Origin of the sequence: Curtobacterium sp. GC_Cur_3, from assembly GCF_026544205.1 — a bacterium.
Taxonomy (GTDB): Bacteria; Actinomycetota; Actinomycetes; order Actinomycetales; family Microbacteriaceae; genus Curtobacterium.
The window spans coordinates 15,267-40,614 of the sequence record NZ_JALNUI010000020.1 but is presented as its reverse complement, the minus strand read 5'-3'; the positions used below and the strand labels follow the sequence as shown (position 1 = coordinate 40,614).

The 25,348-nt window shown below is 70.5% G+C and carries 22 protein-coding genes; 11 read left to right on the top strand and 11 right to left on the bottom strand.

The features are described 5' to 3' along the window. Positions 1-80: 80 nt before the first annotated feature. The 7 genes from OXR63_RS11885 to OXR63_RS11855 form a co-directional block, all read right to left on the bottom strand. Positions 81-1,256, bottom strand: a complete 1,176-nt coding sequence (locus tag OXR63_RS11885) for a glycoside hydrolase family 1 protein (RefSeq protein ID WP_267423533.1) — start codon at positions 1,254-1,256, stop codon at positions 81-83. A gap of 20 nt (positions 1,257-1,276) precedes the next feature. After that, positions 1,277-2,149, bottom strand: coding sequence for an alpha/beta fold hydrolase (locus OXR63_RS11880; protein WP_267423472.1), 873 nt, complete (start codon positions 2,147-2,149; stop codon positions 1,277-1,279). After that, a complete protein-coding gene (locus OXR63_RS11875; protein ID WP_267423470.1) occupies positions 2,146-3,930 on the bottom strand; it encodes an ABC transporter ATP-binding protein in 1,785 nt (594 codons plus the stop codon). Before OXR63_RS11875 ends, OXR63_RS11880 begins: the two co-directional genes overlap by 4 nt. Next, positions 3,927-4,880, bottom strand: a complete 954-nt coding sequence (locus tag OXR63_RS11870; protein WP_267423468.1) for an ABC transporter permease — start codon at positions 4,878-4,880, stop codon at positions 3,927-3,929. The genes OXR63_RS11875 and OXR63_RS11870 overlap by 4 nt, the downstream gene beginning before the upstream one ends. Further along, a complete protein-coding gene (locus tag OXR63_RS11865; protein WP_071279662.1) occupies positions 4,877-5,857 on the bottom strand; it encodes an ABC transporter permease in 981 nt (326 codons plus the stop codon). The genes OXR63_RS11870 and OXR63_RS11865 overlap by 4 nt, the downstream gene beginning before the upstream one ends. Further along, positions 5,854-7,551 (bottom strand): ABC transporter substrate-binding protein, encoded by a 1,698-nt coding sequence (locus OXR63_RS11860; protein WP_267423464.1) that lies wholly within the window; start codon positions 7,549-7,551, stop codon positions 5,854-5,856. Before OXR63_RS11860 ends, OXR63_RS11865 begins: the two co-directional genes overlap by 4 nt. 386 nt (positions 7,552-7,937) lie before the next feature. Next, positions 7,938-9,038: a LacI family DNA-binding transcriptional regulator gene (locus OXR63_RS11855; protein WP_267423462.1), complete on the bottom strand. Its 1,101-nt coding sequence runs from the start codon at positions 9,036-9,038 to the stop codon at positions 7,938-7,940. A 234-nt stretch (positions 9,039-9,272) separates the two neighbouring features. On the opposite strand from OXR63_RS11855, the gene OXR63_RS11850 reads away from it, so the two are divergent. Continuing rightward, on the top strand, positions 9,273-9,434 hold the full coding sequence (locus tag OXR63_RS11850) for a hypothetical protein (RefSeq protein WP_267423460.1): 162 nt from the start codon (positions 9,273-9,275) through the stop codon (positions 9,432-9,434). Between the two features lie 142 nt (positions 9,435-9,576). Here OXR63_RS11850 and OXR63_RS11845 read toward each other — a convergent pair whose 3' ends face one another. After that, complete coding sequence (locus OXR63_RS11845) at positions 9,577-10,293, bottom strand: GntR family transcriptional regulator (protein WP_267423458.1); 717 nt, start codon at positions 10,291-10,293, stop codon at positions 9,577-9,579. 81 nt (positions 10,294-10,374) lie between these two features. Here OXR63_RS11845 and OXR63_RS11840 point away from each other — a divergent pair, with 81 nt between their 5' ends. Next, positions 10,375-11,568, top strand: coding sequence for an MFS transporter (locus OXR63_RS11840; RefSeq protein ID WP_267423456.1), 1,194 nt, complete (start codon positions 10,375-10,377; stop codon positions 11,566-11,568). 216 nt (positions 11,569-11,784) lie between these two features. Here OXR63_RS11840 and OXR63_RS11835 read toward each other — a convergent pair whose 3' ends face one another. Continuing rightward, the gene (locus OXR63_RS11835; protein WP_267423454.1) at positions 11,785-12,951 is read right to left on the bottom strand and encodes a baeRF2 domain-containing protein; all 1,167 of its coding nucleotides are present in this window, start codon (positions 12,949-12,951) and stop codon (positions 11,785-11,787) included. After that, complete coding sequence (locus OXR63_RS11830; RefSeq protein ID WP_267423452.1) at positions 12,932-13,318, bottom strand: hypothetical protein; 387 nt, start codon at positions 13,316-13,318, stop codon at positions 12,932-12,934. The genes OXR63_RS11835 and OXR63_RS11830 overlap by 20 nt, the downstream gene beginning before the upstream one ends. Before the next feature lie 200 nt (positions 13,319-13,518). On the opposite strand from OXR63_RS11830, the gene OXR63_RS11825 reads away from it, so the two are divergent. The 8 genes from OXR63_RS11825 to OXR63_RS11790 all read left to right on the top strand — a co-directional run bounded on the left by OXR63_RS11825 (position 13,519) and on the right by OXR63_RS11790 (position 22,924). After that, a complete protein-coding gene (locus OXR63_RS11825) occupies positions 13,519-14,880 on the top strand; it encodes an ABC transporter substrate-binding protein (RefSeq protein WP_267423450.1) in 1,362 nt (453 codons plus the stop codon). Further along, entirely contained in the window at positions 14,877-15,986 is a 1,110-nt protein-coding gene (locus tag OXR63_RS11820; protein WP_374116121.1) for a carbohydrate ABC transporter permease, read from the top strand. Before OXR63_RS11825 ends, OXR63_RS11820 begins: the two co-directional genes overlap by 4 nt. Beyond that, the gene (locus OXR63_RS11815) at positions 15,983-16,918 is read left to right on the top strand and encodes a carbohydrate ABC transporter permease (protein WP_267423448.1); all 936 of its coding nucleotides are present in this window, start codon (positions 15,983-15,985) and stop codon (positions 16,916-16,918) included. Before OXR63_RS11820 ends, OXR63_RS11815 begins: the two co-directional genes overlap by 4 nt. Next, positions 16,915-19,941: a glycoside hydrolase family 2 TIM barrel-domain containing protein gene (locus tag OXR63_RS11810; protein WP_267423446.1), complete on the top strand. Its 3,027-nt coding sequence runs from the start codon at positions 16,915-16,917 to the stop codon at positions 19,939-19,941. The genes OXR63_RS11815 and OXR63_RS11810 overlap by 4 nt, the downstream gene beginning before the upstream one ends. Positions 19,942-20,274: 333 nt before the next feature. Further along, on the top strand, positions 20,275-20,625 hold the full coding sequence (locus tag OXR63_RS11805) for an SdpI family protein (protein ID WP_267423444.1): 351 nt from the start codon (positions 20,275-20,277) through the stop codon (positions 20,623-20,625). Positions 20,626-20,711: 86 nt separating this feature from the next. After that, complete coding sequence (locus OXR63_RS11800) at positions 20,712-21,386, top strand: hypothetical protein (RefSeq protein WP_267423442.1); 675 nt, start codon at positions 20,712-20,714, stop codon at positions 21,384-21,386. Between the two features lie 51 nt (positions 21,387-21,437). Then, positions 21,438-21,962, top strand: a complete 525-nt coding sequence (locus OXR63_RS11795; RefSeq protein WP_267423440.1) for an SdpA family antimicrobial peptide system protein — start codon at positions 21,438-21,440, stop codon at positions 21,960-21,962. Positions 21,963-22,150: 188 nt separating this feature from the next. Continuing rightward, positions 22,151-22,924, top strand: a complete 774-nt coding sequence (locus OXR63_RS11790; RefSeq protein WP_267423438.1) for a hypothetical protein — start codon at positions 22,151-22,153, stop codon at positions 22,922-22,924. 150 nt (positions 22,925-23,074) lie between these two features. On the opposite strand, the gene OXR63_RS11785 is transcribed toward OXR63_RS11790, so the two are convergent. Beyond that, positions 23,075-23,494 carry a DUF3151 domain-containing protein gene (locus tag OXR63_RS11785; protein ID WP_267423436.1) on the bottom strand — a complete coding sequence of 140 codons (420 nt, stop codon included), beginning with the start codon at positions 23,492-23,494 and terminating at the stop codon, positions 23,075-23,077. Positions 23,495-23,766: 272 nt separating this feature from the next. Here OXR63_RS11785 and OXR63_RS11780 point away from each other — a divergent pair, with 272 nt between their 5' ends. Further along, a complete protein-coding gene (locus OXR63_RS11780; protein ID WP_267423435.1) occupies positions 23,767-25,344 on the top strand; it encodes an ABC-F family ATP-binding cassette domain-containing protein in 1,578 nt (525 codons plus the stop codon). Positions 25,345-25,348: the final 4 nt, after the last annotated feature.

Sequence of the window (25,348 nt, the reverse complement as noted above, 5' to 3'; positions counted from 1 at the left end):
GCCCGACACGAGGTGCCGGGGCCGGCCACGGCCGGACCGAGCCGGCGCGACGGACGCGGGACGAGCCTCCCGTCCGACCGTCAGACGGCCAGGGCGTTCGCGGCCGCGACGCCGCCGTACCAGTGCGCACTCGGCTTCGGGGTGCGCACGAAGGTCTCGCGGTCCCACGCCACGAGACCGAAGGTCGGCCGGAAGCCGGACGCCCACTCGTAGTTGTCGAGCAGCGACCAGTGCTGGTAGCCGAGGACCTCGATGCCGTCCTCGATGCAGCGGTGGATGCCCTCGAGCGCGCCCTGCGTGTAGGCGATGCGCCGGGTGTCGTCGGCGGTGGCGATGCCGTTCTCGGTGATCATCAGCGGGACGTGGCCGGACAGCTCCCACGCGCTGCGGAGACCCTCGGCGGATGCCTCCGGCCAGAACTCCCAGCCGGTCAGGGTCGTCTCGACGTCGTCCCGCACGGGCAGCGGCCCGTCGGGGCCGATGAACGTGCGGGTGTAGGCCTGCACCCCGAGGAAGTCGTCGCCCGCGGCGTTCTCGAGGTACCAGTCGTCGCGCGGGTACCCGTACTCCCGCAGCATCTCCTCCGAGCCCGGTTCGCCGGAGGCGCGGAACGCCTGGGTCGCGATGGTCCAGCCGGACTGGAGGCCCGACACCTGTCCCAGGACCTCGCGCGACCGCCTGTGGCTGGCCAGCAGGGCGTCGGCCACCTGCAGGTCCGGGTTCGGCAGACCGAAGGCCACCAGGTTGGCCGCGTCCTCGCCGCCGGCGAGCATCGCGGCGATGTTCGGCTCGTTGATCGTGCACACGTAGCGGACACCGTCCTGCACCACGGGGAGCGCGGCCTCGGTGTACCGGGCGAACAGGTCGGCGGCGTCGGGGGCGCGCCAGAAGCCGTCCCGCTCGAACCAGCGCGGCACCGTGAAGTGCATGAGGGTGACGATCGGTTCGATGCCGAACTCGTGGCAGGCCTCGACCATGCGGCGGTAGTGGTCGACCTCGGCACGGCTGACGAAGCCCCGCTCGGGCTCGATGCGGGACCACTCGATGCTGAACCGGTAGGAGTTCAGGCCGAGGTCGGCGGCGATCCGGATGTCCTCGCGGTAGCGGTGGTAGCTGTCCGCCGCGTCACCCGACGGCTCGACGATCGTGGTGTCCGGTTCGTGCTCGTGCACCCACCAGTTGCTGTTGACGTTGTTGCCCTCGATCTGATGGGCGGCCGTGGCGGCGCCCCAGAGGAAGCCGTCGGGGAAGTGCAGCGAAGTGATGATGGTGCCTTTCAGTGCTTGCTGAGGAACGTGTCGAAGACCTCGACGGTCCCCTGCGGGTTCTCGATCTGGGGGCCGTGCCAGCTCTCCGGGATGACGACGTACTCGGCGCCGGTGTCCTCGGCCATGGTCCGCTGCCACGGGATCGGCCAGGCGGTGTCCCACTCCCCGTGCGTGACGAGGACGGGGAGCCCGGTGGCGCGGAGTTCGGCGGAGCTGTCGGTGTGGTCCTCGAGGACGTGGCCACCGGCGACGATGCTCAGGGGGCTCGTGGCGTCGAAGCGCTCGCGGACCATGCGGACGTCGTCGGGGAGCTCCTCGTCGGGACGGTAGGCCCAGAGCGGGTTCGTGGCGTCGAACAGCGTGCGGTTGTTCCCGCCGGTGTCGTGCATGATCGTCAGCTCGGTGACCTTGCGGTAGGGCCAGCCGTACGGACCGGAGCAGAACTGCACGACGTCGCGGAAGGCGCTCGGGTCCTGGATCGCGGCGGCGCGGACGATCACGCCGCCGAGCGAGTGCCCGACCAGGTGCACGGGAGCGCCGTCGTCGAGCAGCCGGGCGACGCGGATGACGTCGGCGGCTTCCTCGTCAAGTGAGTAGTCCCGGGGTTCGGTCGGCGCCGCGGAGTCCGCCTGGCCGCGGCGGCTGATCGCGACCGCGGTCCAGCCGGCGTCACGGAGGAGGGGCATGAACGTGCGCCAGTCCTCCTTCGAGCCGGTGTACCCGGGGACGACGAGGACCGTGCCCTTCGACGCCCCCGACGGGACGACGCGGTAGGCGGTGAGCCGGCCGATGGGCAGGTCGATGCCGACGACGTCGACGCCCTCGGGGGTGGGCAGGTGGCCGAACGGCGGGACGGTGGGGAACGCGTGCAGGTTCGTCATGAGGCCAGTCTGCGACGGGGGTTGGGCACGGCGTCCAGCAGCGCGACCGTGTAGTCGTCCTGCGGGTGCTGCAGCACGTCGGCGGTCCGTCCGCGCTCGACCACCGCGCCGTCGTGGAGCACCATGATGTCGTCGGTGATGAGCCGTGCGCTGAGCAGGTCGTGCGTGATGTAGAGGAGCGAGACGCCCCACTGTTCGCGCAGGTCCTCGAGGAGCGCGAGCACCCCGGCGCGGAGCGTCACGTCGAGCATCGAGACCGGCTCGTCGGCGATGATCACCTGCGGGTCACTCGCCAGTGCGCGGGCGATCACCACACGCTGCCGCTGCCCGCCGGAGAGCTGGTGCGGGAGCTTCTGCGCGAACTGCTCCACGGGCGTCAGGCCCACGGTCTCGAGGAGTTCGAGCACACGGCGCCGAGCGTCCTTGCCGCGGAGCCCGGTGTAGTTCACGACCGGACGGGTGAGCGTGTACTCGACCGTGTGCAGCGGGTTGAGCGCCGAGTACGGGTCCTGGAACACCATCTGCACCTCGGAGCGCAGGTCCCGCATGCCCCGGCGCCCGAGCTTCGCCACGTCGAGGTCGCCGAACCGGACGGTGCCCGAGCTCGGCTTCTCGACGCCGGTGAGCAGCTTCGCGATGGTCGACTTGCCGGAGCCCGACTGGCCGACGAGCGCGAGGGACTGCCCCGGCTCGAGCGTGAACGACACGTCGCGGACGGCCCGGACCGGGTCCTCACCACGACGGGGCGGGGCGTAGGTCTTCACCAGGTGGTCGACGACGATCGGGTTCTTCGCCGCGCTGCGCTCCCGCGAGCCGACCGTGGCGTGGGAGGTGGTGGCCTCCTGCCGCTTCTCGCCGTGTTCGGCGCGGAGCGAGCGGTCCGGGAAACCGGGGAGACTCACGACCGCAGCACGCGGGTCGGCGTAGTGCGACAGGAGCATCTGCGTGTACGGGTCCTGCGGTGCACGGAGCACCTCGCGCGAACCGCCGTCCTCGACGATCCTGCCCTCGTGCATCACGAGGACACGCTCGGTGGCCTCGAGCACGATGCCGAGGTCGTGGCTGATGAGCACGGCCGTGAAGCCCTCGGCACGCTGCAGCTCGATGATCGTGTCCATCACCGCGTGCTGCACGAGGACGTCGAGCGCCGTGGTCGGCTCGTCGAACACCATGAGCTGCGGTTCGAGCGACAGCGCGAGGGCGATCGACACGCGCTGCCGCATGCCACCGGACAGCTCCCCAGGGAACCGCGCCAGCATCGAGTCGGGGAGCTTCACCTTGCCGACGAGCTCCCGCATCCGGCTGTCCCACCGCTCACGCGGCACGTGGCCGTGGGCCTTGAAGACGTCGATGAAGTGGTTGCGGATCGTGCGCACCGGGTTGAGCGCGTTCATGCCCGACTGCAGCACCATCGCGAAGCCGCCCTGGCGCTGCTGCCGGAGCTCCTCGTCGCCGAGGTCGCGGATGTCCTTCCCCGCGAAGACGATGCTGCCGCCGTTCGTCCGTGCCGGGGGCTTCTGCAGCCGGGTGAGCGCGTAGCCGAGCGTCGACTTGCCGGACCCGGACTCGCCGACCAGGCCGACGAACTCGCCCTTCCGCAGCGAGAACGACACGTGGTCGACCGCCTGGACGGCGGTCTGCCCCGACGACTCGTAGACGACCGACAGGTCGCGGACGTCCAGCAGGACGTCGGTGGCGGTGGACCCGTCGGACGGGAGGCTCGTGGCGGCGCCGGTGAGAGCCTCCAGTCCGGTGGTGGGGACTTGACGTGCGCCGCTCATGCGGTCTTCTCCTTACGGGGCCGCGCGCCTTCGCGCAGCCGCGGGTTGGACACGGCGTCGACGCCGAAGTTGATGAGGGTCAGGCTCATCGCGAGGAGGGCGATGCAGAGGCCGGGGGCGAAGAGCAGGATCCACTGGCCGGTGAGCAGCGCGTTGGAGTTCTGTGCCCAGTAGAGGATCGTGCCCCAGCTGACGATCGAGGAGTCCCCGAGGCCGAGGAACTCGAGGCCGGCTTCCGCGAGGATCGCGCTCGTCGCGGCGCCGAAGAAGCTGCCGACGATGAGGCTGGTCATGTTCGGCAGGATCTCGCGGAAGACGATGCGGGTGGCACCCTCGCCGGAGAACTGTGCGGCCGTCACGAAGTCGCGACCGCGGAGGGACTGCGTCTGGCTGCGCAGGACGCGGGCACCCCAGGCCCAGCCGGTGACGACGATCACCGCGATGATGACCGCGATACCGCCGTTCTGCAGGTAGGCCGCGATGACGATCATGAGGGGCAGGCCCGGGATCACCAGGAACAGGTTCACGACGAAGCCGATGACCTCGGCGACCCAGCCGCGGACGTAACCCCAGCTGAGGCCGATCGCGACCGCGACGAGCGTGGACAGGATGCCCGCGACCGCGCCGACCATCACCGAGATGCGGGCGCCGTAGATGAGCTGGGACAGGACGTCCTCGCCGGCGGCGGTGGTGCCCATCCAGTGGGCCCAGGTGGCGTCCTCGCTGCGGGCGAAGCCGTTCTGGCTGGCGCCGTAGGGGGCCAGGAGGGGTGCGGCGATCGCCACGACGACGAACACCGCGAGGATGACGATGCCGATGCGGGCCTTGGTGTTGGACCAGACGACGCCGAACTGGCGGGCGGCGGACCTGAGCTTGGACGGGGCCTGCTGTTCCGGTGCGTCCTGCGTGCGGACTGCGACGGTTGCGTCGGGTGTGCTCGTGTTCGTCATCGGCGCGTCCTCGGGTCCAGGACGCCGTACAACACGTCCACGATGAAGTTGGCGATGAGCACCGACACGGTGATCATCAGGAAGAGCGCCTGCATGAGCGGGTAGTCCTGCCCGATGACGGCGTTGAACAGCAGGTAGCCGATGCCCGGGTAGCCGAACACCTGCTCGACGAGCACCGAGCCGCCCACGACACCGCCGAGGGCCAGGCCGAAGCCGGTCAGGTTCGGCAGGATCGCGTTCCGGGCGGCGTAGCGGATGGCGACGGTGCGACCGCGCAGGCCGTTGGCCTCGGCGAAGGTGACGTAGTCGTCGCCGAGCGTGTTGATCATCGCGTTGCGCATGCCGATGATCCAGCCGCCGAGGCTGGTCACGAGGATCGTCACCGCCGGCAGGACCGCGTGCTGCAGCGCGTCGCCGGTGAACGCCAGGTTCAGGCCGGGGGTGGTCGTCGCCGAGTACGCGCCGGTGGTCGGGAACCAGTGCAGGACGTAGCCGAGGAAGAACAGCAGGAGCAGCGCCGTCCAGAAGTACGGGAACGTCGACATGAACGATCCCGACAGGGTGGGGAGCGAGTCGAGCCAGGTCCCCCGCTTCCAGGCCGCCGCGATGCCGATCAGGGTGCCGAGGACGAACGCCAGGATCGTCACGACCCCGACCAGGATCAGCGTGTACGGCAGGGCCTTGCCGACGAGGTCACCGACGGGCTGCGGGTAGAACGTGTAGCTCGTGCCGAAGTCGAGGGTGACGACCTGGTGCAGGTAGCTGCCGTACTGGGCCCAGAGGCTGCCGGTCGGGACGCCGAGCTGGGCCTCGATGGCCTTCTTGGTGGCGTCGGTGACCGGGCCGTTCTGGCTGAGCTTCGCGAGGGCCGCGTCGCTCGGGCTGCCCGGCATGAGGCGCGGGAGCACGAAGTTCAGCGTGACCGCGGCCCAGAGGGTCAGGACGAAGAGGACGAGTTTCTGGAGGATGTACTTCACTTGCCCTGCTCGCTCTCTGCGACGATCGCGCGCCCGGCGGCGCTGTCGCGCAGCCGGAGCTTGGTGAAGATGAGCAGCGGCGCGGAGTCGTAGTTCTGCGGCGCCATGTAGGGGTCCTTCGCACTCGGCCAGCCGACGAACTTGCCGGTGTTGAACAGGCCCCAGAGCCCGCCGTGGTACATGCCGATGACGGGCAGCTGGTCGTACACGATGGTCTGCAGCTGGTCGAGGATCTCCTGCTGCCTCGTCGTGTCCGTGGTGGCCTTGTACTCGTCGAGCAGTCGCTGCGTCGCCGGGTCCCGGTAGCGCTCGTAGTTGTTCACGGTCGACTTGCCGACGGGCTGGTAGAAGTCGGTCGACATGAGCGAGTTGAAGGCCTGGTAGACGTCGCCGTTGCCCATGCCGCCCATCGCCATCTCGAAGGTGCCGTTGTTGATCGCCTGCTGGTAGCCGGCGGGCTGCGGGGCACTGATCGACACCTTCACGCCGATGGCGGTGAGGTCACGGCGGACCTCCTGCGCGGCGCGGAGCCAGTCGGCGTAGCCGTTGGCGGTCGTGATGGTGATCTCGAGCTGCTTGCCGTCCTTGACGATCTTGCCGCCCTGCTCCACCCAGCCGGACTTCGCGAACGACGCCTTCGCCGCGGCGACGTCCTGCGTGACCATCCCCTTGTCCGGGATGTCGGGGTTCGCGTACCGCTCCTGGTTCGGCAGGATCAGGCCGGTCTGTGCCGCCGCGGTGAGGTTGCCCTCGGTGGCGGTCTCGGCGATGTCGTCGCGGTCGAGGGCGAGCGAGATCCCTCGGCGGACGTTGACGTCGTCGTACGGCGCCTTCGTCAGGTTCGGGATGAGGCCGATCACGCCCCCCGGTGGGAACCAGTACGTGTTCGTGTCCGATGCGGCACCCCACGTGCCCTTGACGTCGGAGATGAACGAGTACGCCCAGTCGTAGCCGCGGGTGACGGTGTCGAGCTGCGTGTTCGTCGCGGGCAGGACGAGGTGCTTGATCGCGATCTTGCCGGCCTGCCAGTACCGCGCGTTCTTGTCCATCGAGTACTGCTGGTCGGAGTAGTTGCCGAGGACGAACGGGCCCGTGCCGACCGGGTTCGGGTCACGCCACGTCGTCGGGTCCTTGACCTTCCCCCAGTGGTGCTCGCCGAGGATGTACGTCTGGCCGATGATCGTCAGGCTCGGGACGTCGTCGGACTTCAGGTGGAAGACGACGTGGTCGCCCTGCTGCTCGATGGTGGCGATGTGCTGCCAGGCGCCCTTGACGTCCATCGCGGGGAACCGCTTCAACAGGTCGAACGTGAAGACGACGTCCTTCGCGGTGAACGGCGTGCCGTCGGACCACTCGACGCCCTTGCGGATCGTCATGTCGATCGTCCGGGCGTCCGGCTGCTCCCACGAGCTGGCGAGCCAGGGGTTCCGCTTGCCGTCGAGTGGGTTCACCTCGATGAGGGGCTCGTACATCCACTTCGACGCGGTGCGGGCGTTCGTGATGTACGGGTTGAAGTTGCGGTCGAACAGCGGGTTGCCGTGGTCGGCGTTGATGAGCATCGTGTCCTTGCCGATGCTCGGGTCCGGCTCTGATCGGACCTGGATGCTGCAGCCGGTCGCCGCGAGGGCCACGACCGCGATGCCGGCGAGGGCCGCGGCGAGGCGACCGCGCCGCGTGTGCGGCGTGCTCGGCATGCTCGGCATGCTCGGCGTGCTCGGCGTGCGCCACGGCCCGCGCCTCGTGCGCCGTGGGGTGCGCTGTGGGGGAAGCGTCATTGCTCGGTCGACCTCCGTGTCGAGTGGGTACGAGGGTCAATGTATGCGCTTACATCGCGGGGCGCAAGTCGCGTGGGGGCGTGTGGCGGGTGCGTGGCGGGCGGGTGGCGGCGAGCAGCTGGTGCGAGGTTGACCACACCGTGCGGCGCTGCGGGCGGGCACGGGGTGTGCAACCTCGCACGGGGCAGGAGACCGCGCACGGTGCGAGCCCGGGTGCGCTCGCACGGGGCGGGAGAGCGCGCACGGTGCGAGCCCGGGTGCGCTCGCATGGGGCGGAGAACCGCGCACGGTGCGAGCACCCCGCGCTACAGCGTCGGCGGGCAGCTCTCACGCAGGAGCACCTCGACGGGGAGCCGCACGGCACGCGGCGGCCCCTCGCGGCGCTCCAGCCGATCGACGATCGCCACCACCGCGGCCCGCCCGAGCTCCCCCATCGGCTGGTGCACGGTGGTGAGCCTCGGCGCGGAGAACCGACCGGCGTCGATGCCGTCGAAGCCCGTCACGACGATGTCGTCCGGCACCCGGAGCCCCGCCGCGAGCACCGCGTCGAGCACCCCCAGCGCCGACTGGTCGTTCGAGCAGACGATGGCCCGCGGCGGGCTGTCCGCCAGCAGCGCGACCGCCAGCTCCCGCGCCCGAGCCCGTCCGAAGTCCCCGTGCACGGTCCGGACGGAGCGCGGCTCCACCCCGTGGTCGTCGAGCGCCTGGCGGAACCCGGCGGAGCGTTCCTGGTCGTCCGGGGAGTCGATCGGGCCGGCGACGTAGGCGATCGACCGGATGCCGAGCCGCCCGATCACGTGCGCAGCAAGCGTGCGCATGCCCGCGGCGTTGTCGACGCTGACCGAGTCGAACCCGTGCGAGCGCCGGTCGTCCGCGAGCACCACCACGGGGACCCGGCGGGCGACGTGCTCGAGCAGCTCGTCCGGCACGGTCTGCGCCAGCACCGCGAGGCCGTCCACGCGCCCGGCGACGTCGTTCACGATGACGTCTCGGGAGGGACCGCGCCCGGCGGCGACCATGAGGGCGAGGCCGCGCTGCCAGGCCTCGGTCTCGGCGCCGCGGAGCACCTCGTCGAAGTACAGGTTCGACGCGAACGGCTGCGTCACGTGGCGGCGGTCGTCGACGACCCGCACTCCGCCGTCCGTCACGAGTCCCGGTCGCTCGTCCGGCACCACGTCGAACCCGGGCAGCAGGAGCCCGATCACGCCGGTCCGCTTGCCCGCCAGCGCCCGGGCGTTCCCCGACGGCACGTACCCGAGGAGTCGGATGGCGGCCTGCACGCGGTCGCGTGTGCCCTCGCGGACGGCGTCCGGCGTGCGGAGGACGCGGGAGACGGTGGCGATGGACACCCCGGAGGCGGCCGCGACGTCGTAGACCGTGGGAGGTGCGGTGCGCTGCTCGGCCAACCAGGGCCTCCCGTCCGTCCGCTCATGCGCGCCGGAGGCGAGCCGCCCCGACCGCCGACCATCCTAGGCAACCCGTCTCGACACACTTCTCCACAAGCGCCGCCAGGCCCTTGCGGCGGACGGCAGCAGCGGATCACACTGGGGCGACCTCAGTACGTCCCGTGAGGAAGCGCAACCAGCGGGCGGTGCCCGCATCGACGCGGGCCGAGCCCGCCTACGGGAAGGACCAACGAGATGTCACAGTCGACGCAGTCAGGACGCCGCGACGCGGTCAGGGTCAGCCTGGACGAAGCCGAGGTGCGCGAGGCCCTCCTCGAACGCACGCACGAACCGCGGGAGGGCGCAGCCGCCTTCGCGCAGCTCGACGGCGCGGACGGACTCACGCGCATCGAGTGAGCCGCGCCGCGGCCGGATCAGGACGCGGCACAGCCAGGAGGCCCGGCTCGCCCCCACAGGGCGGGTCGGGTTCCGCGCGCGGTCGCGTCCAGACCGCGGGCACTTCGAGCCGCCCGGACCGCAGGCACGGCGCACGCGTCGGTCAGTGCGTGGTCGACGTCCGGTCGGTCGCGCCGATGATCGCCATGCCGGCCCCCCGGAGGCGTCGGCGCTCCTGGGCAATCCAGGCGATCAGGCGGTCGTTCGTCCCGGCGACGTGCGCCGCGAGCAGTTCCGCCGCGCGGTCGGCATCCCCAGCCTGCACGGCGTCGAGGACGGCGCTGTGCTCGTCCCACGCGGCGTCGCGGGCCTCTGGCGTGCGGACCTCGATCCACCGCGTGCGTTCGAGTCGGGTGAGGGCGTCGCCGATGGCGTCCGTGACGAACCGGTTGCCGCCGAGCGCCGCCAGGTCGAGGTGGAAGGTCGAGCCCATCCGGATGCCGGCCTGCTGGTCGGGCGTCGGGCGCAGGGCGTCGAGGTGCGACCGGACCTCGGCGAGCGCCGCGGCGTCCGCTCGTTCGACCGCGAACCGGACGGCGGCGGGCTCGAGCACGCCGCGCAGTTCGGCGAGCGAGGCGATCTCGTCGAGGTCGATCGGCGTGACCGTCCACGAGCGGCCCTCGTGCAGGATGAGCCCCTCGCGTTCGAGTCGTGACAGCGCTGCACGGACGGGGGTGCGCGACGCGTGGAACCGCGCTTCGAGCCCACGCTCGGAGATGCGCTCCCCCGGCGCGATCTCGAGTGTCAGGATCGCGGCGCGCAGGTTGTCGTAGAGCTGGGCCGTCTGCGACACGGGCGCTGCGTCGGTCGGTTCGATCACGACGGACCAGCGTAGCGCCGGAGTGGACCGGATGGTATACCGTTTTGGTATACCAAACCGTTCCGCGACGAAACGATGCTCATGACGACGACTTCCTCCGCGCCCGCGACCACCGCCCGCGCGTGGTCGATGCTCGCGCTCGGCGTCGCCGCACAGGCCGCGGGCACGCTCGTCGTCTCAGCGCCGGCCCTGCTCATCCCCTACCTGCACGCGCACGGCACGCCCCTGCCGGTCGCCGGGGTGCTCGCCGCCGCGCCGACCTTCGGCATGGTGCTGACGCTCATCGCCTGGGGAGCGCTCACCGACCGTATCGGCGAGCGGGTCGTCATCGCGGGCGGCCTCGTCCTCACGACCCTCGCCACGGTCGGCGCCTGGCTCGCCGCGGGGGACCCGGTGCTGCTCGGGCTGGCGTTCCTGGCGGGCGGGATGACGAGCGCGTCGACGAACGCGGCCAGCGGACGGGTCGTGGTCGGGTGGTTCCCGAAGGAGCGGCGGGGCCTGGCGATGGGCATCCGGCAGATGTCGCAGCCGCTCGGGGTGACGCTCGCGGCGGTCACGGTGCCGCAGCTCGCCGAGACGTCCGGCATCCGGGCGGCGCTCGTGCTGCCGATCGTGCTGTGCGCGGTGCTCGCCGTGCTCTGCGCGATCGGCATCGCGAACCCGCCGCGACCGGCACGGGGTGACGCTCCCGCGGCCCACGTCGCGAACCCCTACCGGACGTCGGGCTTCCTGTGGCGGATCCACGCGGTGTCCGTCCTGCTCGTGGTCCCGCAGTTCACGCTGTCGACGTACGGGCTCGTGTGGCTCGTCGGGCTCGGGTGGCCCACGGCCGCGGCGGGGCTGCTCGTCGGGGCGTCGCAGTTCGTCGGGGCGATCGGGCGCATCCTCGTGGGGGTGTGGAGCGACCGGGCACGCTCCCGGGTCGGTCCGCTGCGGGTCGTCGCCGTGAGCGCGGCGGTGGTCATGGCGGTCATGGCGCTCGTCGACGTCTCACACCTGGCTGGCGCGGCGGTGTTCCTCGTCGTGGCGACGAGTGTGACCGTGGCGGACAACGGGCTCGCGTACACGTCCGTCGCCGAGGCAGCGGGGCCCTTCTGGTCCGGGCGGGCCCTCGGCGCGCAGAACACCGGCCAGTTCATCGCGGCGAGCGCCGTCGGCCCGGGCATCGGCGCCCTGGTCGGCGTGCTCGGCTTCGCGGCGTCGTTCGGGATCGTGGCGGTGCTGCCGTTGTTGGCGCTGCCGCTGGTCCCGCGTTCCGACCGCTCCACCGGGTGAGGCCGGCGGGCGTTCCGACCCATGACGCCCGCGATGGGAGGTCGGATCGCGCGTAGGGGGTCGGAAGAACTCACCCACCACGCGCGATCCGACCTGCCGCGCACGATCCGACCGACAACGCGCGGAACGACCCACCGCACCCGACCCGGACCCGGAGCCGGAGCCGAAGCCGGACCCCGCGCCGGAGCCGCGCCGCGCCTCGCGCGCGCCGCCGCGTCAGGCCGGGACGGCCGGGCCCACCCGCCAGCGGAGCAGCGCGGACGCGGGAGCCCCGCTCGGCAACGACGCCGCGTTGACGAGCACGAGCTCGGCGTCGGTCAGCACGATCGCCCGGACGAGGGCGCACACCGCCGGCACCTGCCCGAGGACCTCGACCCCGGCCGCCTGCTCGGGCGCCGTCGCCACCCAGGGTGCGGCGGCGAGGGCGTACAGCGTGCGGTCGCCGAGCGCCCCGGCGTCGAGGGCGACCACGGCCGCCTGCGCCTGCTGCAGCGCGTCGACCACGGGACCGATCCCGCTGACGCTCTCGTTGTCGCCGCGGCCCTCGTGCGTGCGCAGGAGGTCCTGCACGTCGTGCCGCCGCGATGCGAGGAGCCGCGCGAGCGCCAGGTCGACGTGCTGCACGAGCGCCTTCTCGGACGCATCGTCGGCCCGCGGGTCGACGGCGACCTCGGTCACGAGCGCCTTGGTGGCCGCGGACAGCTCCCCGCGCAGCAGTTCGCGGGCGCGGATGTCCCCCGCCACGACGATGAGCCGCGGCGAGGTGGTGCGCACGGCCTCCTCCAGCGCGGCGGCGACCTCACCGGCCGTCTGCTTCCAGATCTCCTCGGTGTGCTGCTGCCAGTGCGACTGCTTCCAGCCGTTCCCCGACTTCACCTTGTGCAGCGTGTCCGTGCGGCCCTGGACGCGCTGCTCGTCCTCGGGGGCGCCGGACGGGGCGTGTCCGAGCCGGTAGCCGCGGAAGCCACCGCCCTCGCGGCCGACCTGGACCACGAGGAACGGCAGGTCGAAGGGCCGGTGGGCCAACAGCGGGAGCAGGTCGGGGACGGCGCCGGTGCCCATCGACTCCTGCCCGTGCAGGTGACCGGGCAGCACCTCACTCAGCACGAGTTCGTCGTCACGGACGAGCACGTAGCGGGCGACGGGTGCCGGGACGCCCGGCTGCTCGACGAGCTCCTCCTCGATGACCTCGACCGCCCGGCTCGAGCCGCCCTGCTGCTGCAGCGCGTCCGACACCGTGCGCCGCTGGAGCGCGGCCAACCGACGGGGGTCCTCCCGGTTGCCGGAGGCGTCGACGTACGCCCAGGTCCAGGTCCCGGGAGCCTGCAGCGCCTCGACCAGGTCGGGCTGCAGGGCCGTGGTCTCACGCGTCGTCTGTGCCACCGTCGACCACCTCGTTCTCGGTCTCCTCGCCGGTCTCGGTCGTGAAGACGGTGTCGTCGCCACCCACGGTGTCGCCGGCGACCGCACCCCCGCCGATCGCTCCGCGGCCGTCCGTGTCCGTGACGACGTCGGCGTCGTCCTCGGGGAGGACGTCCGTGCTGTCGTCCTGCAGCTCGCCCTCGAGCTCGCCGTCGTAGCCCGACGCCTGCAGCGTCTCGGCGTCGTCGGTGTCGTCGGGGACCGGCTCGGACTGCCGGAACTCCTCGACGTGGCTGTTGCTGCCGTGGCCCTGGACGATGCTCTGCGCCTCGTGCGCGAGCTGCTCGTCGAGCTCTGGCCGGTGGGTGGTGTTCCCGCGTTCAGCCATCAGTGCTCCTCCCGTTCGTGTCGCCGGTGGCGATCGCCGTCGGCGGCCTTCGTGCTTGCTCTGAGCCCCCACCGTCCGCGCTCCGACCTGACGTCGTTCCAAGGTCGGAGCGAACACCCAGCCGCGAACACCCACCGGCACTCGGGTTCCGTGGTTTGCTGAGGCGCAACCCCGATCAATGACGAACCGGAGTGCAGGCAATGACGCCATCATCACGACCACCAATCACCAGACGCCAGCTCTTCGGGCTCGGCATCGGAGCGGCTGCGACGGGTCTCCTCGCCGGCTGCGCGGTGCCCGGCTCGACGAACGTCAACAAGGCGGCACTCGTCCCCGCGGCGGCGGGCGGCGAGACCATCCAGCTCACCTACTGGGCGTGGCTGAAGGACCTGCAGAAGGTCTGCGACATCTGGAACGCGAAGCACCCCGACGTGCAGGTCACGGCGAACTGGATCCCCGGCGGCAACAGTGGCGGGTACCAGAAGATGTACTCGGCGCTCGCGGCCGGCGGCGGCCCGGACATCGGGCAGGTCGAGCTCCGGCAGATCCCCGAGTTCATGCTCGCGAACGGCCTGGTCGACCTGGCCCGCTACGGCGCGAAGGACGTGCAGGACCAGTACGACGAGGCCGCCTGGGCCCAGGTCTCCTTCGTCGACGGCGTCTACGGGATCCCGCAGGACACCGGCCCGATGGGCTTCTACTACCAGCCCGCGATCCTCGAGCAGGCCGGCGGCGAACCCCCGACGACGTGGGACGAGTGGAAGGTCCTGGCCGACAAGGTCCGGAAGACGGGCAAGCAGAACTACCTCGAGGTCTTCCCGGTCGCCGACGCCTCGCCGTTCGCCGCCTACGCGCAACAGGCCGGCGCGCGCTGGTTCAAGGTCGACGGTGACGAGTGGGTCGTCGACATGACCGACGACGCCACGCTCGAGGTGGCCGACTTCTTCGACGGGTGCATCGACGAGAAGCTGGTCGACACGAGCGCCGGCGCCTACTCCCCCGGCTGGTACGCCGCGTGCGCCAGCGGTCGGATCGCCGCCGTGACCAGCGCGAGCTGGGGCGACGCCCTCATCGAGTCGATCCAGGGCGGCAAGGGCAAGTGGAAGGTCGCCCCGATGCAGAAGTGGAGCGCCGACGGCTTCGGGTCGAGCGCGATCGGTGGCTCGACGGCCGCGGTGCTCGCCAACGCGAAGCACCCGAAGGAAGCGCTCGACTTCATCACGTGGATGACCACCTCGAAGGAGGGCGTGGACGCCATGATCAAGCACTGCGGCATCGGCTGGTCCCCCGCCAAGGACTACATCGGCGCCCAGCGCGAGCAGCCGAGTGCCTGGTTCTCGGGGCAGAACTACAACGAGGACGTCTTCGCCCCGGCGGCCAAGGAGCAGAACATCGACTGGTCCTGGTCCCCCGTCACGCAGTCGGCCTTCACGTCGCTGCAGAACCAGTTCCGCCGCAAGATCACCGGCGGACTCAAGCTCAGCGACGCCGTCGAACTCGCCCAGCGCGAGATCGTGCAGTCGTTCAAGGACAAGGGCCTCAGCGTCAGGACGGCATCGTGAGCACCCAGACCCCCACCCGGGCGCGCACCACCGAGCGCACGCAACCGACCTTCCGCACGAGCACCAAGGCCACCCGGGCGCAGAAGCGTGCGCCGTGGATGCTGCTCGCACCCTTCCTGGCGCTCTTCGTCCTGACGTTCGTCATCCCGATCATCAGCGCCCTGTTCCAGAGCTTCACCACCGTCGACCGGAAGGGCCTGTTCGGCGAGGACGGCGTGACCGGCCGGTTCGCCGGCTTCGACAACTACGTCACCGCGCTGAACGACAACGGCTTCGTCGCCTCGATCGGCCGCATGCTCCTGTTCGGCATCGTCCAGGTGCCGGTGATGATCATCGCCTGCACGATCCTGGCGCTGCTGCTGGAGTCGGCGAGCGCCCGCTGGCCGGGCTTCTTCCGGGCGATCTACTTCATGCCGTACGGCGTCCCCGGCGTCATCGCGACGATCCTCTGGTCGTTCCTGTACGTGCCCGGGCTGTCGCCGATCGTGTCGCTGCTGCAGTCGATGGGGCTGCAGCCGGACTTCCTCGGCGCGAACAGCGTGCTGTGGTCGATCGCGAACATCGTGACGTGGACCTACACCGGCTACAACATGCTCATCATCGTGGCGCAGCTGAAGTCGATCCCCGGCGAGGTCTACGAGGCCGCCAAGATGGACGGCGCCGGCCCCTTCCAGGTCGCGTGGCGCATCCAGATCCCGCTCATCGCGCCGGCCCTGGTGCTGACGACGGTGTTCTCGATCATCGGCACGCTGCAGCTCTTCGCCGAGCCGCAGATCCTGTCGACGGTCGCCCCCGCCATCGACACCGAGTACACGCCGAACTACGCCGCCTACACGAACGCGTTCGCGTTCAACGAGTACGGCGTCGCAAGTGCGCAGGCGGTCATCATCGCGCTGGCCGCGTTCATCCTGTCCTTCACGTTCCTGGCGCTGACGAACCGTCCGCCCAAGGACGAGCGCGACCAGCGCAAGCGGTCCAGGAAGGACGGCCTGGAGGCGCGGCGTGCGCTCCAGACGCGCGCGACCGCCCGACCGGTGGTCACCACCCAAGCCGACCCGGGCCTCCCGTCCGGTCGTGTCGCGACCACCGAAGGGACTGACCGATGACGAGCGAAGCCATCGAAGCGCCGGCCACGGCGAAGACCGCGGTCCCCGTCGACACCACGTCGATCACTGCCCACCAGCGCCGCAAGCTCGACCGCTCACCGCGGTCGCAGATCGTGGTGACGGGCATCCTCGTCGTCGTCGCGCTGTACTTCCTGGTGCCGCTGTACTGGGTCGTGATCGCCGCCACGAAGACGACCGGGGCGCTGTTCTCGACGAACGGGTTCTGGTTCGGCGGGGACTTCGCGCTGTTCAGCAACCTGCAGCAGGTGTTCACGTACGACGGCGGCATCTTCGTCCGGTGGATCGCGAACAGCATCCTGTACTCCGGCGTCGGCGCGGTGCTCGCGACCTACTTCGCGGCGGCCGGCGGGTACGCGCTCGCGAAGTACGAGTTCCGCGGTCGGCAGCTGGTGTTCGGGACGATCCTCGGCGGCGTGCTCGTGCCGGGGACCGCGACGGCGCTGCCGCTGTTCCTGCTGTTCTCGACGATGGGCCTGACCGACACGTACTGGAGCGTGCTCATCCCGAGCCTGGTCTCGCCGTTCGGCCTGTTCCTCTGCCGGGTCTACGCCTCGGCGTCGATCGACACGGCCCTGATGGAGTCCGCGCGGCTCGACGGCGCCAGTGAACTGCGGATCTTCCACACGATCGCGCTCCGGCAGATGACGCCGGCGCTCGTCACGGTGTTCCTGTTCCAGGTCGTCGGCATCTGGAACAACTTCTTCCTGCCGCTCATCATGCTGGCAGACCAGAAGCTGTACCCGATCACACTGGGACTGAACAACTGGCGGTCCCAGGTGGACCGTCTGCCAGAGTTCTACCAGCTCACCACCGGCGGAGTGCTCGTCTCGGTCATCCCGCTCGTCATCGCCATCATCGTCCTGCAGCGCTTCTGGCGCGGGGGCCTCACGGAAGGATCGGTCAAGGGTTGACCTCCACCGCCACCGACGACCTGCACGCCACGACGCCCGGATCGGCGTCCCGACTGGCACCGAGGGCGTGGTTGCACACCGATGCACCCGCACTGACGCTGAACGGGGAGTGGGACTTCCGCTGGTCGCCGGTGGCGGACGCCCCGGACTTCGACGACCCGGACGGCTGGGGCACCCTGCCGGTCCCCGCGCACTGGGTCCTGCACGGGCACGGGGCGCCGAGCTACACGAACCTGCAGTACCCGTTCCCGATCGATCCGCCGCATCCGCCCGAGGAGAACCCGACGGGCGACTACCGGCGCACCTTCTCGCTGCCGACGTCGTTCGACACGGCCGCCCGGGTGCTGCTGCGGTTCGACGGCGTGGAGTCGCACTTCCGCGTCTGGCTGAACGACGCCCTGGTGGGGTGGTCGACGGGCTCCCGGCTCGCGACCGAGTTCGACGTGACGTCGCTGCTGCGGCCCGGCTCGAACGAGGTCCGCGTCCGGGTGCACCAGTGGTCCGCGGCGTCGTACCTGGAGGACCAGGACCAGTGGTGGCTGCCGGGCATCTTCCGCGACGTCACCCTGCTCGCGCGTCCCGCCGCCCCGATCGACGACGTGTTCGTGCGCGCCGGCTGGACGGCCGCCACGGAGAACGCGGCCTCGGCCGGGACGGCTGCGTCCGGTCGCCCGGCGACGGGGACCGGCACGATCTCCGTCCCCACGCTCGACGCGGTGTTCCCCGTGCGGTTCGCCGTCCCCGAGCTCGGCGTGTCCGTCGTCTGGGACTCCGCGGAGGACGTCGCCCCGATCACGGTCGAGGGCGTGGACCCCTGGAGCGCCGAACTCCCCCGGCTGTACGACGCGACGCTGTCCTCGGACGGCGAGACGGTCTCGCTCCGCTTGGGCTTCCGCACGGTGACGATCGAGGGTGACCGGTTCCTGGTCAACGGCGAGCGCGTCGTGTTCCACGGCGTCAACCGCCACGAGACCCACCCCGAGCGCGGCCGCGTGTTCGACGAGGCCCACGCCCGTGCCGACATGGCGCTCATGAAGCGCCACAACGTCAACGCGATCCGCACCTCGCACTACCCGCCGCACCCGCGCGTGCTGGACCTGGCCGACGAGCTCGGCTTCTGGGTCGTGCTGGAGTGCGACCTCGAGACGCACGGGTTCCTCTTCGTCGACTGGGTGGGCAACCCCTCCGACGACCCGGCGTGGGAGGAGGCCTACCTCGACCGCATCGCGCGCACCGTCGAGCGGGACAAGAACCACGCGTCGATCGTGATGTGGTCGCTCGGCAACGAGTCCGGCACCGGGCGGAACCTCGCGGCGATGTCGTCGTGGGTCCGCGCCCGGGACGCCGAACGGCCCGTGCACTACGAGGGCGACTACACGGGCGAGTACACCGACGTGTACTCGCGGATGTACCCGACGCTGCAGGAGACCGAGTCGATCGGCGGCGGTCCGGCGACTCCGCTGCTCGAGTGCGGCCCGGCCGAGGCGGCACGCCAGCGGTCGAAGCCGTTCATCCACTGCGAGTACGTCCACGCGATGGGCAACGGCCCCGGGCAGATCCAGGAGTACGAGGACCTGGTCGACCGCTACCCGCGGCTGCACGGCGGCTTCGTGTGGGAGTGGCGCGACCACGGGCTCCTCGCGCACACCCCCGACGGCACCCCCTACTACGCCTACGGCGGCGACTTCCACGAGGTCGTCCACGACGGCAACTTCGTGATGGACGGCCTGGTGCTGCCCGACGACACCCCGACCCCGGGCCTGGCGGAGTTCGCGGCCGTCGTCGCCCCGGTGCGCCTGTCCGTGTCGCCGCTGCACGGTGCGACCACCGCGGGCGGCGGCACCGTCCTGGTCGAGAACCGGTTCCACTCGGCGTCCACCTCCGGGCTCCGCTTCACGTGGACCCTGGCGCGGAACGGCGTCGTCGAGGCCACCGGACGCCTGGCGCCCGGCGTCGTGCCGCCGCGGGAGTCGGCCACCGTGCCCGTGCCGAGCGAGGTGCTCGCGGCCGCGGCCGGTCCCCTCGCCCCCGGCGAGGAACTCTGGTTCGACGTCGTCGCCGAGCTCGCCGGACCGACGGCCTGGGCGGACACCGGCCACGTCGTGGCACGCACCCAGACACTCGTCGCGAGCCGACCGGCGGAGGCCCCACGAGCCTCCAGTGCGGGGTGGGACGGCGACCGGCTCGGGGAGGCGACATTCACGGCGCGCGGAGACCTGTCGAGCTGGAAGGAGCTGCCCGTCGCCGGGCCGCGCCTGGAGCTCTGGCGAGCGCCGACGGACAACGACCGGCTGGCCTCGCAGGGCGGGTACGAGACCGCTGACCCGGTGCTGACGCACGGTGTGGGCGACCCGGACGCGCCGTCGTCGGCGTCGAAGTGGGAGGCGCACGGGCTCGACCGGCTGACGCACCGACTCGTCTCGGTGTCGCGGACGGAGCACGGCCTCGTGCAGCGTGTCCGCGTCTCGGCGGCGAACAGCGGCGCGGGCGTCGAGGTGACGCACCGCTGGACCCTGACCGAGGCCGGGCTGCAGCTCGACACCACGGCGGTCCCGTTCGGCGCCTGGGGCATCACGTGGCCGCGCATCGGCGTCCGCATCGACCTGCCGGCGTCGCTCGTCGACGAGTCGGCGGAGTGGTTCGGCACCGGGCCGTTGGAGTCGTACGCGGACTCCTCGCACGCGGCGCACGTCGGTCGGTTCGCTGCGCCGGTGTCGCTGCTGAACGTCAACTACTCGATGCCGCAGGAGACCGGGCACCGTCCGGACCTGCGCTCACTGACGGTGGGGCCGTTCACGGTCTCGTCGGTCGGTGCACGGCGGACCGGCTTCACGCTGACGCCGTGGACCGCGCAGCAGGTCGGTCGTGCGGGGCACCCGTACGAGCTGCCCGCGTCGGATGCGCTGTACCTGTACCTCGACGCGGCGCAGCACGGGCTGGGGTCCCGCGCGTGCGGGCTCGACGTGCTGCCGGAGCACCAGCTGTGGCCGGCGACGACGGCGTGGAGCGTGCTGCTGGGGTAGGCGGGGGCGGGCCCGCCGGGTCTGCAAAACACCGGTGTTCGTCGGTCGCGCCGCGTTCTTGCGCGGCGCGGAGCCGGAACACCGGTGTTTTGCGACGGGGACACCCGGCGATGCACCCATCGCCGTGGCATCGCGTACGCGGCGACGACGGGGCGCGCTTCCCCGGCCGCGGAGACCGGGGTGTTCGTCACGCTGAGGCACCCCTGGGCGCTGCCCCCTCCAGCTACCGATGACACAACGAGAGGCAACAGCGGTCAGGCCCCTCCATCGCGATCATGAACATCGACAGCGTCGCCCTTGACAAAGGCCGGAATACTACGTTTCAGTATCTCCATGCTGTTTTCCGCTCTGATGGTCATCGCCAGCGGGTCGGTCATCTCGGTCATTGCCGAGCTGACATCACGAGGAATCGTCGGCCCGAACGGCGGCGCCGGTATCCGCATTGCCTCCGTCATGCGATCGGAATCGACCTGGAAGGTCGGCCATCGCGCTGCCCGGGCATGGCTCCACGCAGCCGCTACGGCGCTGGTCGGCTCCGGACTGCTGAGCATCCTGGCGCCACAACGAATCGTTGACACCTGGCTCCCCATCGGCTTGGCGGTCGCCTTCTGCTTCCTCATCTTCAGCGCCATCGTCGCGAGTCGCGCGGCTCGGCGGTCCGAAACCTCGATCCTCGACGACTGACGTATCGAGGCAAACAGCGTGGCGCAGCGAATGATCCGCCTCAGAAGACCATCAGAACCAGACACCATCTCACAAAGGGGTAGACCATGAGATTGATCGCCACTGCAATTGCGCTCACCGCAACGATCGCCGTTGGCAGCGCGACAGCGGCGCACGCCGCCCAGCACGAGTCATTCTCTGATGAGCAGATCGTTCGTGGACTTGTCTTCGGCCAGGGCGAGTTCGCCGATCGCATCAAGACCAGAGTGGAGCTTCCCAAGGAGCTCAGTGAACCCGAGCTGAAGAAGTACGACGAGGTGACGGACAACATCGTTCTCGATCTCGTCCGCAACACGTCCTACGGAACGAACAGGTCGATCAAGGCCATGCGATCTGGTGATCCCTACCAGGTGCTGTCAGCTTTCGATCAACTCCACGACGCTTTCGAGGAATCTCTGCGGTCACAGTACCCAGAGGCAATCGCGGAGCGATCGGAAGCGACGCAACCGCGGGTGTGTGGGCCGACCGTCTGTGCAGCAGCGATCGTTGCGGTCATCGCGGTCGGAACCGTACTCGCTGCCGTCAACTTCAACGTCGCGGGGAACGTCAACATGGTCGTCAACCAGAATGGCCTGTGGTCGAACAACGGCGTCTTCAGTTCACGATCCAGTTCGAGCGACGATGGCAATCTCCCAACCGCCGATCCCGCACGCATCGCTGAGCAGTACCCACACCTCGTCGAGTCAGAGGTCGCCGCACGAGTGGCGACCGTCTTCGAGTAGACAATGGACGCTCGCAGGTCGAGGACCGCTCTTGGTGTTGCCGTCGTCGCGGTGGTTGGAGCCCTGATCCTCACGCTCCTCTCGTTCATCGGCAACAAGGCGTCGCAGACCGTGAGTGATCCGACAGGGCGGCAGCTCGACGAGCAGCCCGTCGCGCAGCTGTTCCGACAAGGTTGGGGTTTCTTCACCCGCGACGCACGCGAGGACATCGTCCGTGTCGCTCACCTAGAAGATCACGGCTGGCAAGTGTCCGACGAGAATGTCACCTCCATGAGGGAGAACCTCTTCGGCCTGTCCCGCCGATCCCGCAACTTCGACCAGGACCTGTCCTTCTTGCTTGAGAACGTACCTGCCGAAAGCCGCTGGACCGACTGCCGGACCGTGAGCGAACCCGTGTCCTGTCTCACGAAGACCCAGTTACGAAGTGCCCCGGAGCTCAGACTTCACAGTTCGTCGAAGTCGCTCTGCGGAACGGTGGTCCTCACCCGTCAGCCTCCGGTCCCGTTCGCGTTCTCCCGCTTCCGAGTTGCCCCTCCAGGCGCTGTCCTGGCGCTGGACGTCAAGTGCTCCGCCTAGGTCGTCTGGTGGATCGCTGCGGTGATCGAGTGCTGCTCAGTTGGGCTCGGTCACCCCATGGCTTCCAGCTGACACTCGGACGGTCGGTACTTGCGTTGTCGACCTTCCTCGTGCTCGCGCTGAACCCAACATCGGTGTTGCTCCACGACCCATCGCGACCAGGGGTGACCCCGTCGACTTGTACGGGCGTGGCTTCACTGGGCGCGTTCTGCGCCGCTCCTCAGGACACTGTCGAACTCGTTCGGTGGCTCCTGGTGACGATGTGCATCCCCACACTGCTCGGGATCCTGCCCGCGGTCGCAGCGCCTCTGCACGCCTACGCTGCATTCAGCCTCGCGTCGAACACCGTGGGGATCGAGGGCGGCGACTACCTCGAGACCACAATCACGGTCGTCTTGGCTGGCGTCTGTTGTACGGACGGACGATGGAACGGCTGGCGCCCGCGTCGCACGGCGCTCCCCCGGCTGCGGTACATCCCAGCGCACGTCCTGCTGCTCGCGCTGAAGCTACAGCTTGCGTACGTGTACCTCGAAGCAGCGACAGTGAAACAGGTGCATCCCATCTGGGCAGACGGAAGTGCGCTGTGGTTCTGGGTGCAACAACCGAACTTCGGGGCCCGCCCTGAGGTTCGTGACCTCCTCGAATGGGTCTTGTCGCATGCCCCTCTCCTGCACACGGTCACGTGGGGCGTCATCGTCACTGAGTACGTCCTCGCATTCTCGGTACTCGCAGCTCGACGTCGAACGCCTCGCTTGTTGACGCTCGGAGTCTCCGCGGCACTTCACCTGGTCTTCTCGGTGGTCCTCGGACTGATCACGTTCGAGATCTCCATGCTCGGCGCGATGCTGGTCCTCATGTGGCAGCCACGAGATGCGATGTCCTGGAGGATCTTCCGCCTGGCGCATCGTCACTCGGACGAGCGCGAAGTCGCACGTTCACGGCGCCTTGATGCAATCGCTTGAGACCCCGCACGCCTGGTCATACCTGCACGCCGGACAGTTGGCGCGGCCCGGCCGCCGGCCATGCAAGACACCGGTGTTCGTGCTCCGCGCCGCGGAAGACCGCGGCGCGACCGACGAACACCGGTGTTTTGCGAAGGGGCCTGCCGCCGCCTACGCCCCCAGCGCGGGGAGCGCCGCGGGGTCGGCACCGTTCAGGAAGTCGGTCAGGCGCTCGGGCTCGCCCGGCTCCTCGATCGCGATCGCCGCACGACGCAGGGCGAACAGGGAGCGCAGCACCCCGCGGTTCGGCTCGTGCGACCACGGCACCGGCCCGGCACCGCGCCAGCCGGCCTTCCGCAGCGAGTCGAGCCCCCGGTGGTACCCGACGCGGGCGTAGGCGTAGGACTCCAGCGTCGCGCCGCGGGCCCAGGCCTCGTCCGCCAGGAGCGCCCACGCCAGGCTCGACGAGGGGTGCGCGACGACCACGGACGCCACGGGGGCGTTCGCGGCGAGGGCGTCGTCCACCGACGGGTCGGCGGGCAGCAGGGTCTCGGGGTTGGCCGACGGGGTCGGCAGCAGGTTCTCGGGCATGCCTCCACCCTGTCATCCCTTGCGCCCGCGTGGCGACCGGGCCTACCGTGGTGCCACCTCGTCGTCATCACGAGGCCCCCGGGGCGGGAGACCGACCGGCGGCTCGGATGGCGGACACGGGGGTCCCCGACGGAAGACGACGGATTGCTCTCGATCACCGGTCCTGCTCAGCCCACGCGCTGACACCGTGATCGCGCGCCTCGTCGGGCGCTCCACCGCACCGCGGTGGCTCGGTGTCGTGCGCCCAGCACCGACACCGGGGAGACACCTCCATGCCCAGCAGCCCATCCGTCGTCCTGCACGACCTCAGCTACACCTGGCCCGACGGCACCGTCGCGCTCGACCACCTCACCGCCGCCTTCGGCTCGGGCCGCACCGGTCTGGTCGGGAGGAACGGGGCCGGCAAGTCCACGCTCGTCCGGCTGGTCACCGGTCGGCTCCAGCCCACGTCCGGTTCGGTCCAGACGTCGGGTCCCGTCGACGTCCTGCCCCAGCGACTGCTCGCCGTGGCCGACGGCGCGCGGGCGACCGACACCGTCGCGGACCTGCTCGGCGTCGGACCGTCCCTCGCGGCGCTCCGGGCGATCCTCGGCGGGGACCCCGACCCCGCGCACTTCGACGTCCTCGGTGACGACTGGGACGTCGAGGAGCGGGCCACCGCAGCCGTCGACCCCCTCGGCCTGGACCTCGACCGCCCGGTGTCGACGCTCTCGGGCGGGCAGGCCGTGCTCGTCGCCATCGCGGGCATCCGCCTGCGTGGTCGGCCGATCGCGTTCCTCGACGAGCCGACGAACAACCTCGACCGCCGGGCGCGCGCGATGCTCCTCGACGTCGTGGACTCCTGGCGCGGGACCCTGGTGCTCGTCAGCCACGACCGGGAGCTCCTGGAGCACGTCGACGAGACGTGCGAGCTCCGCACCGGGTCGGTCACGGTCTTCGGCGGCACGTTCTCGGCCTACGAGGAGCACCTCGCCGTGCAGCAGGCGGCCGTCGAGCGCGAGGTCCGCGTCGCCGACCAGCGGCACCGCACCGAGAAACGGCAGCGCATCGCCGCCGAGACGACGATCGCCCGCCGTGCGAAGGCGGGCGAGAAGGCGGGGCGGTCCATGCCGAAGTCGTTCTCGAACGAGATGCGCAAGCACGCGCAGGAGACCGCCGGCCGGCTCCGCGTCGGGTTCGCCGACGACGAGGCCGCGGCACTGGCGACGAAGCGCGAGGCCGAACTCCGGCTGCGCGACGACGAGGCCATCCACGTCGAGCTGCCCGACCCGCACGTGCCCGCGTCGCGCCGCATCGCCACGATCACCCTGCGCGGGCGGGACACCGTCGTGCAGGGGCCGGAGCGGGTCGCCGTCGGCGGGGACAACGGCGTCGGCAAGACGACCCTGCTCGAACAACTGGTCGGCGTCTCCACCGCGCGGGAGCACCCCCTCCCCGCCACGGGAGCCGTCGCGCACGTCGAGCACGTCGGGTACCTGCCCCAGCGGAAGGACTCGCTCGACGACACTGCCACCGTGCTCGAGAACGTCCACCGGAGCGCGCCGCACGTGCCGGCCGCCGAGCTCCGCAACCGCCTGGCACGGTTCCTGGTGCGCGGGGACACGGTCGACCGCCCGGTCGGCACGCTGTCCGGCGGCGAGCGGTTCCGCGTCGCGCTGGCCGGTCTGGTGCTCGCGGACCCGCCGCCACAGCTCCTGGTGCTCGACGAACCGACGAACGACCTCGACCTGACGAGCGTGGACCAGCTCGTCGACGCGCTGCAGGCCTACCGCGGAGCCGTCGTCGTCGTCAGTCACGACGAGTCGTTCCTGGGACGGCTGGCGCCCGACGTCCGGCTGGAGCTGGCGTGACGAC

What these genes read in the sequence shown, in the direction of transcription:
- OXR63_RS11880 (WP_267423472.1), bottom strand. Translation starts at nt 2,149, where the DNA reads ATGACGAACCTGCACGCGTTCCCCACCGTCCCGCCGTTCGGCCACCTG.
- OXR63_RS11875 (WP_267423470.1), bottom strand. Translation starts at nt 3,930, where the DNA reads ATGAGCGGCGCACGTCAAGTCCCCACCACCGGACTGGAGGCTCTCACC.
- OXR63_RS11870 (WP_267423468.1), bottom strand. Translation starts at nt 4,880, where the DNA reads ATGACGAACACGAGCACACCCGACGCAACCGTCGCAGTCCGCACGCAG.
- OXR63_RS11860 (WP_267423464.1), bottom strand. Translation starts at nt 7,551, where the DNA reads ATGCCGAGCACGCCGCACACGCGGCGCGGTCGCCTCGCCGCGGCCCTC.
- OXR63_RS11850 (WP_267423460.1), top strand. Translation starts at nt 9,273, where the DNA reads ATGTCACAGTCGACGCAGTCAGGACGCCGCGACGCGGTCAGGGTCAGC.
- OXR63_RS11840 (WP_267423456.1), top strand. Translation starts at nt 10,375, where the DNA reads ATGACGACGACTTCCTCCGCGCCCGCGACCACCGCCCGCGCGTGGTCG.
- OXR63_RS11830 (WP_267423452.1), bottom strand. Translation starts at nt 13,318, where the DNA reads ATGGCTGAACGCGGGAACACCACCCACCGGCCAGAGCTCGACGAGCAG.
- OXR63_RS11825 (WP_267423450.1), top strand. Translation starts at nt 13,519, where the DNA reads ATGACGCCATCATCACGACCACCAATCACCAGACGCCAGCTCTTCGGG.
- OXR63_RS11815 (WP_267423448.1), top strand. Translation starts at nt 15,983, where the DNA reads ATGACGAGCGAAGCCATCGAAGCGCCGGCCACGGCGAAGACCGCGGTC.
- OXR63_RS11805 (WP_267423444.1), top strand. Translation starts at nt 20,275, where the DNA reads ATGCTGTTTTCCGCTCTGATGGTCATCGCCAGCGGGTCGGTCATCTCG.
- OXR63_RS11800 (WP_267423442.1), top strand. Translation starts at nt 20,712, where the DNA reads ATGAGATTGATCGCCACTGCAATTGCGCTCACCGCAACGATCGCCGTT.
- OXR63_RS11785 (WP_267423436.1), bottom strand. Translation starts at nt 23,494, where the DNA reads ATGCCCGAGAACCTGCTGCCGACCCCGTCGGCCAACCCCGAGACCCTG.
- OXR63_RS11780 (WP_267423435.1), top strand. Translation starts at nt 23,767, where the DNA reads ATGCCCAGCAGCCCATCCGTCGTCCTGCACGACCTCAGCTACACCTGG.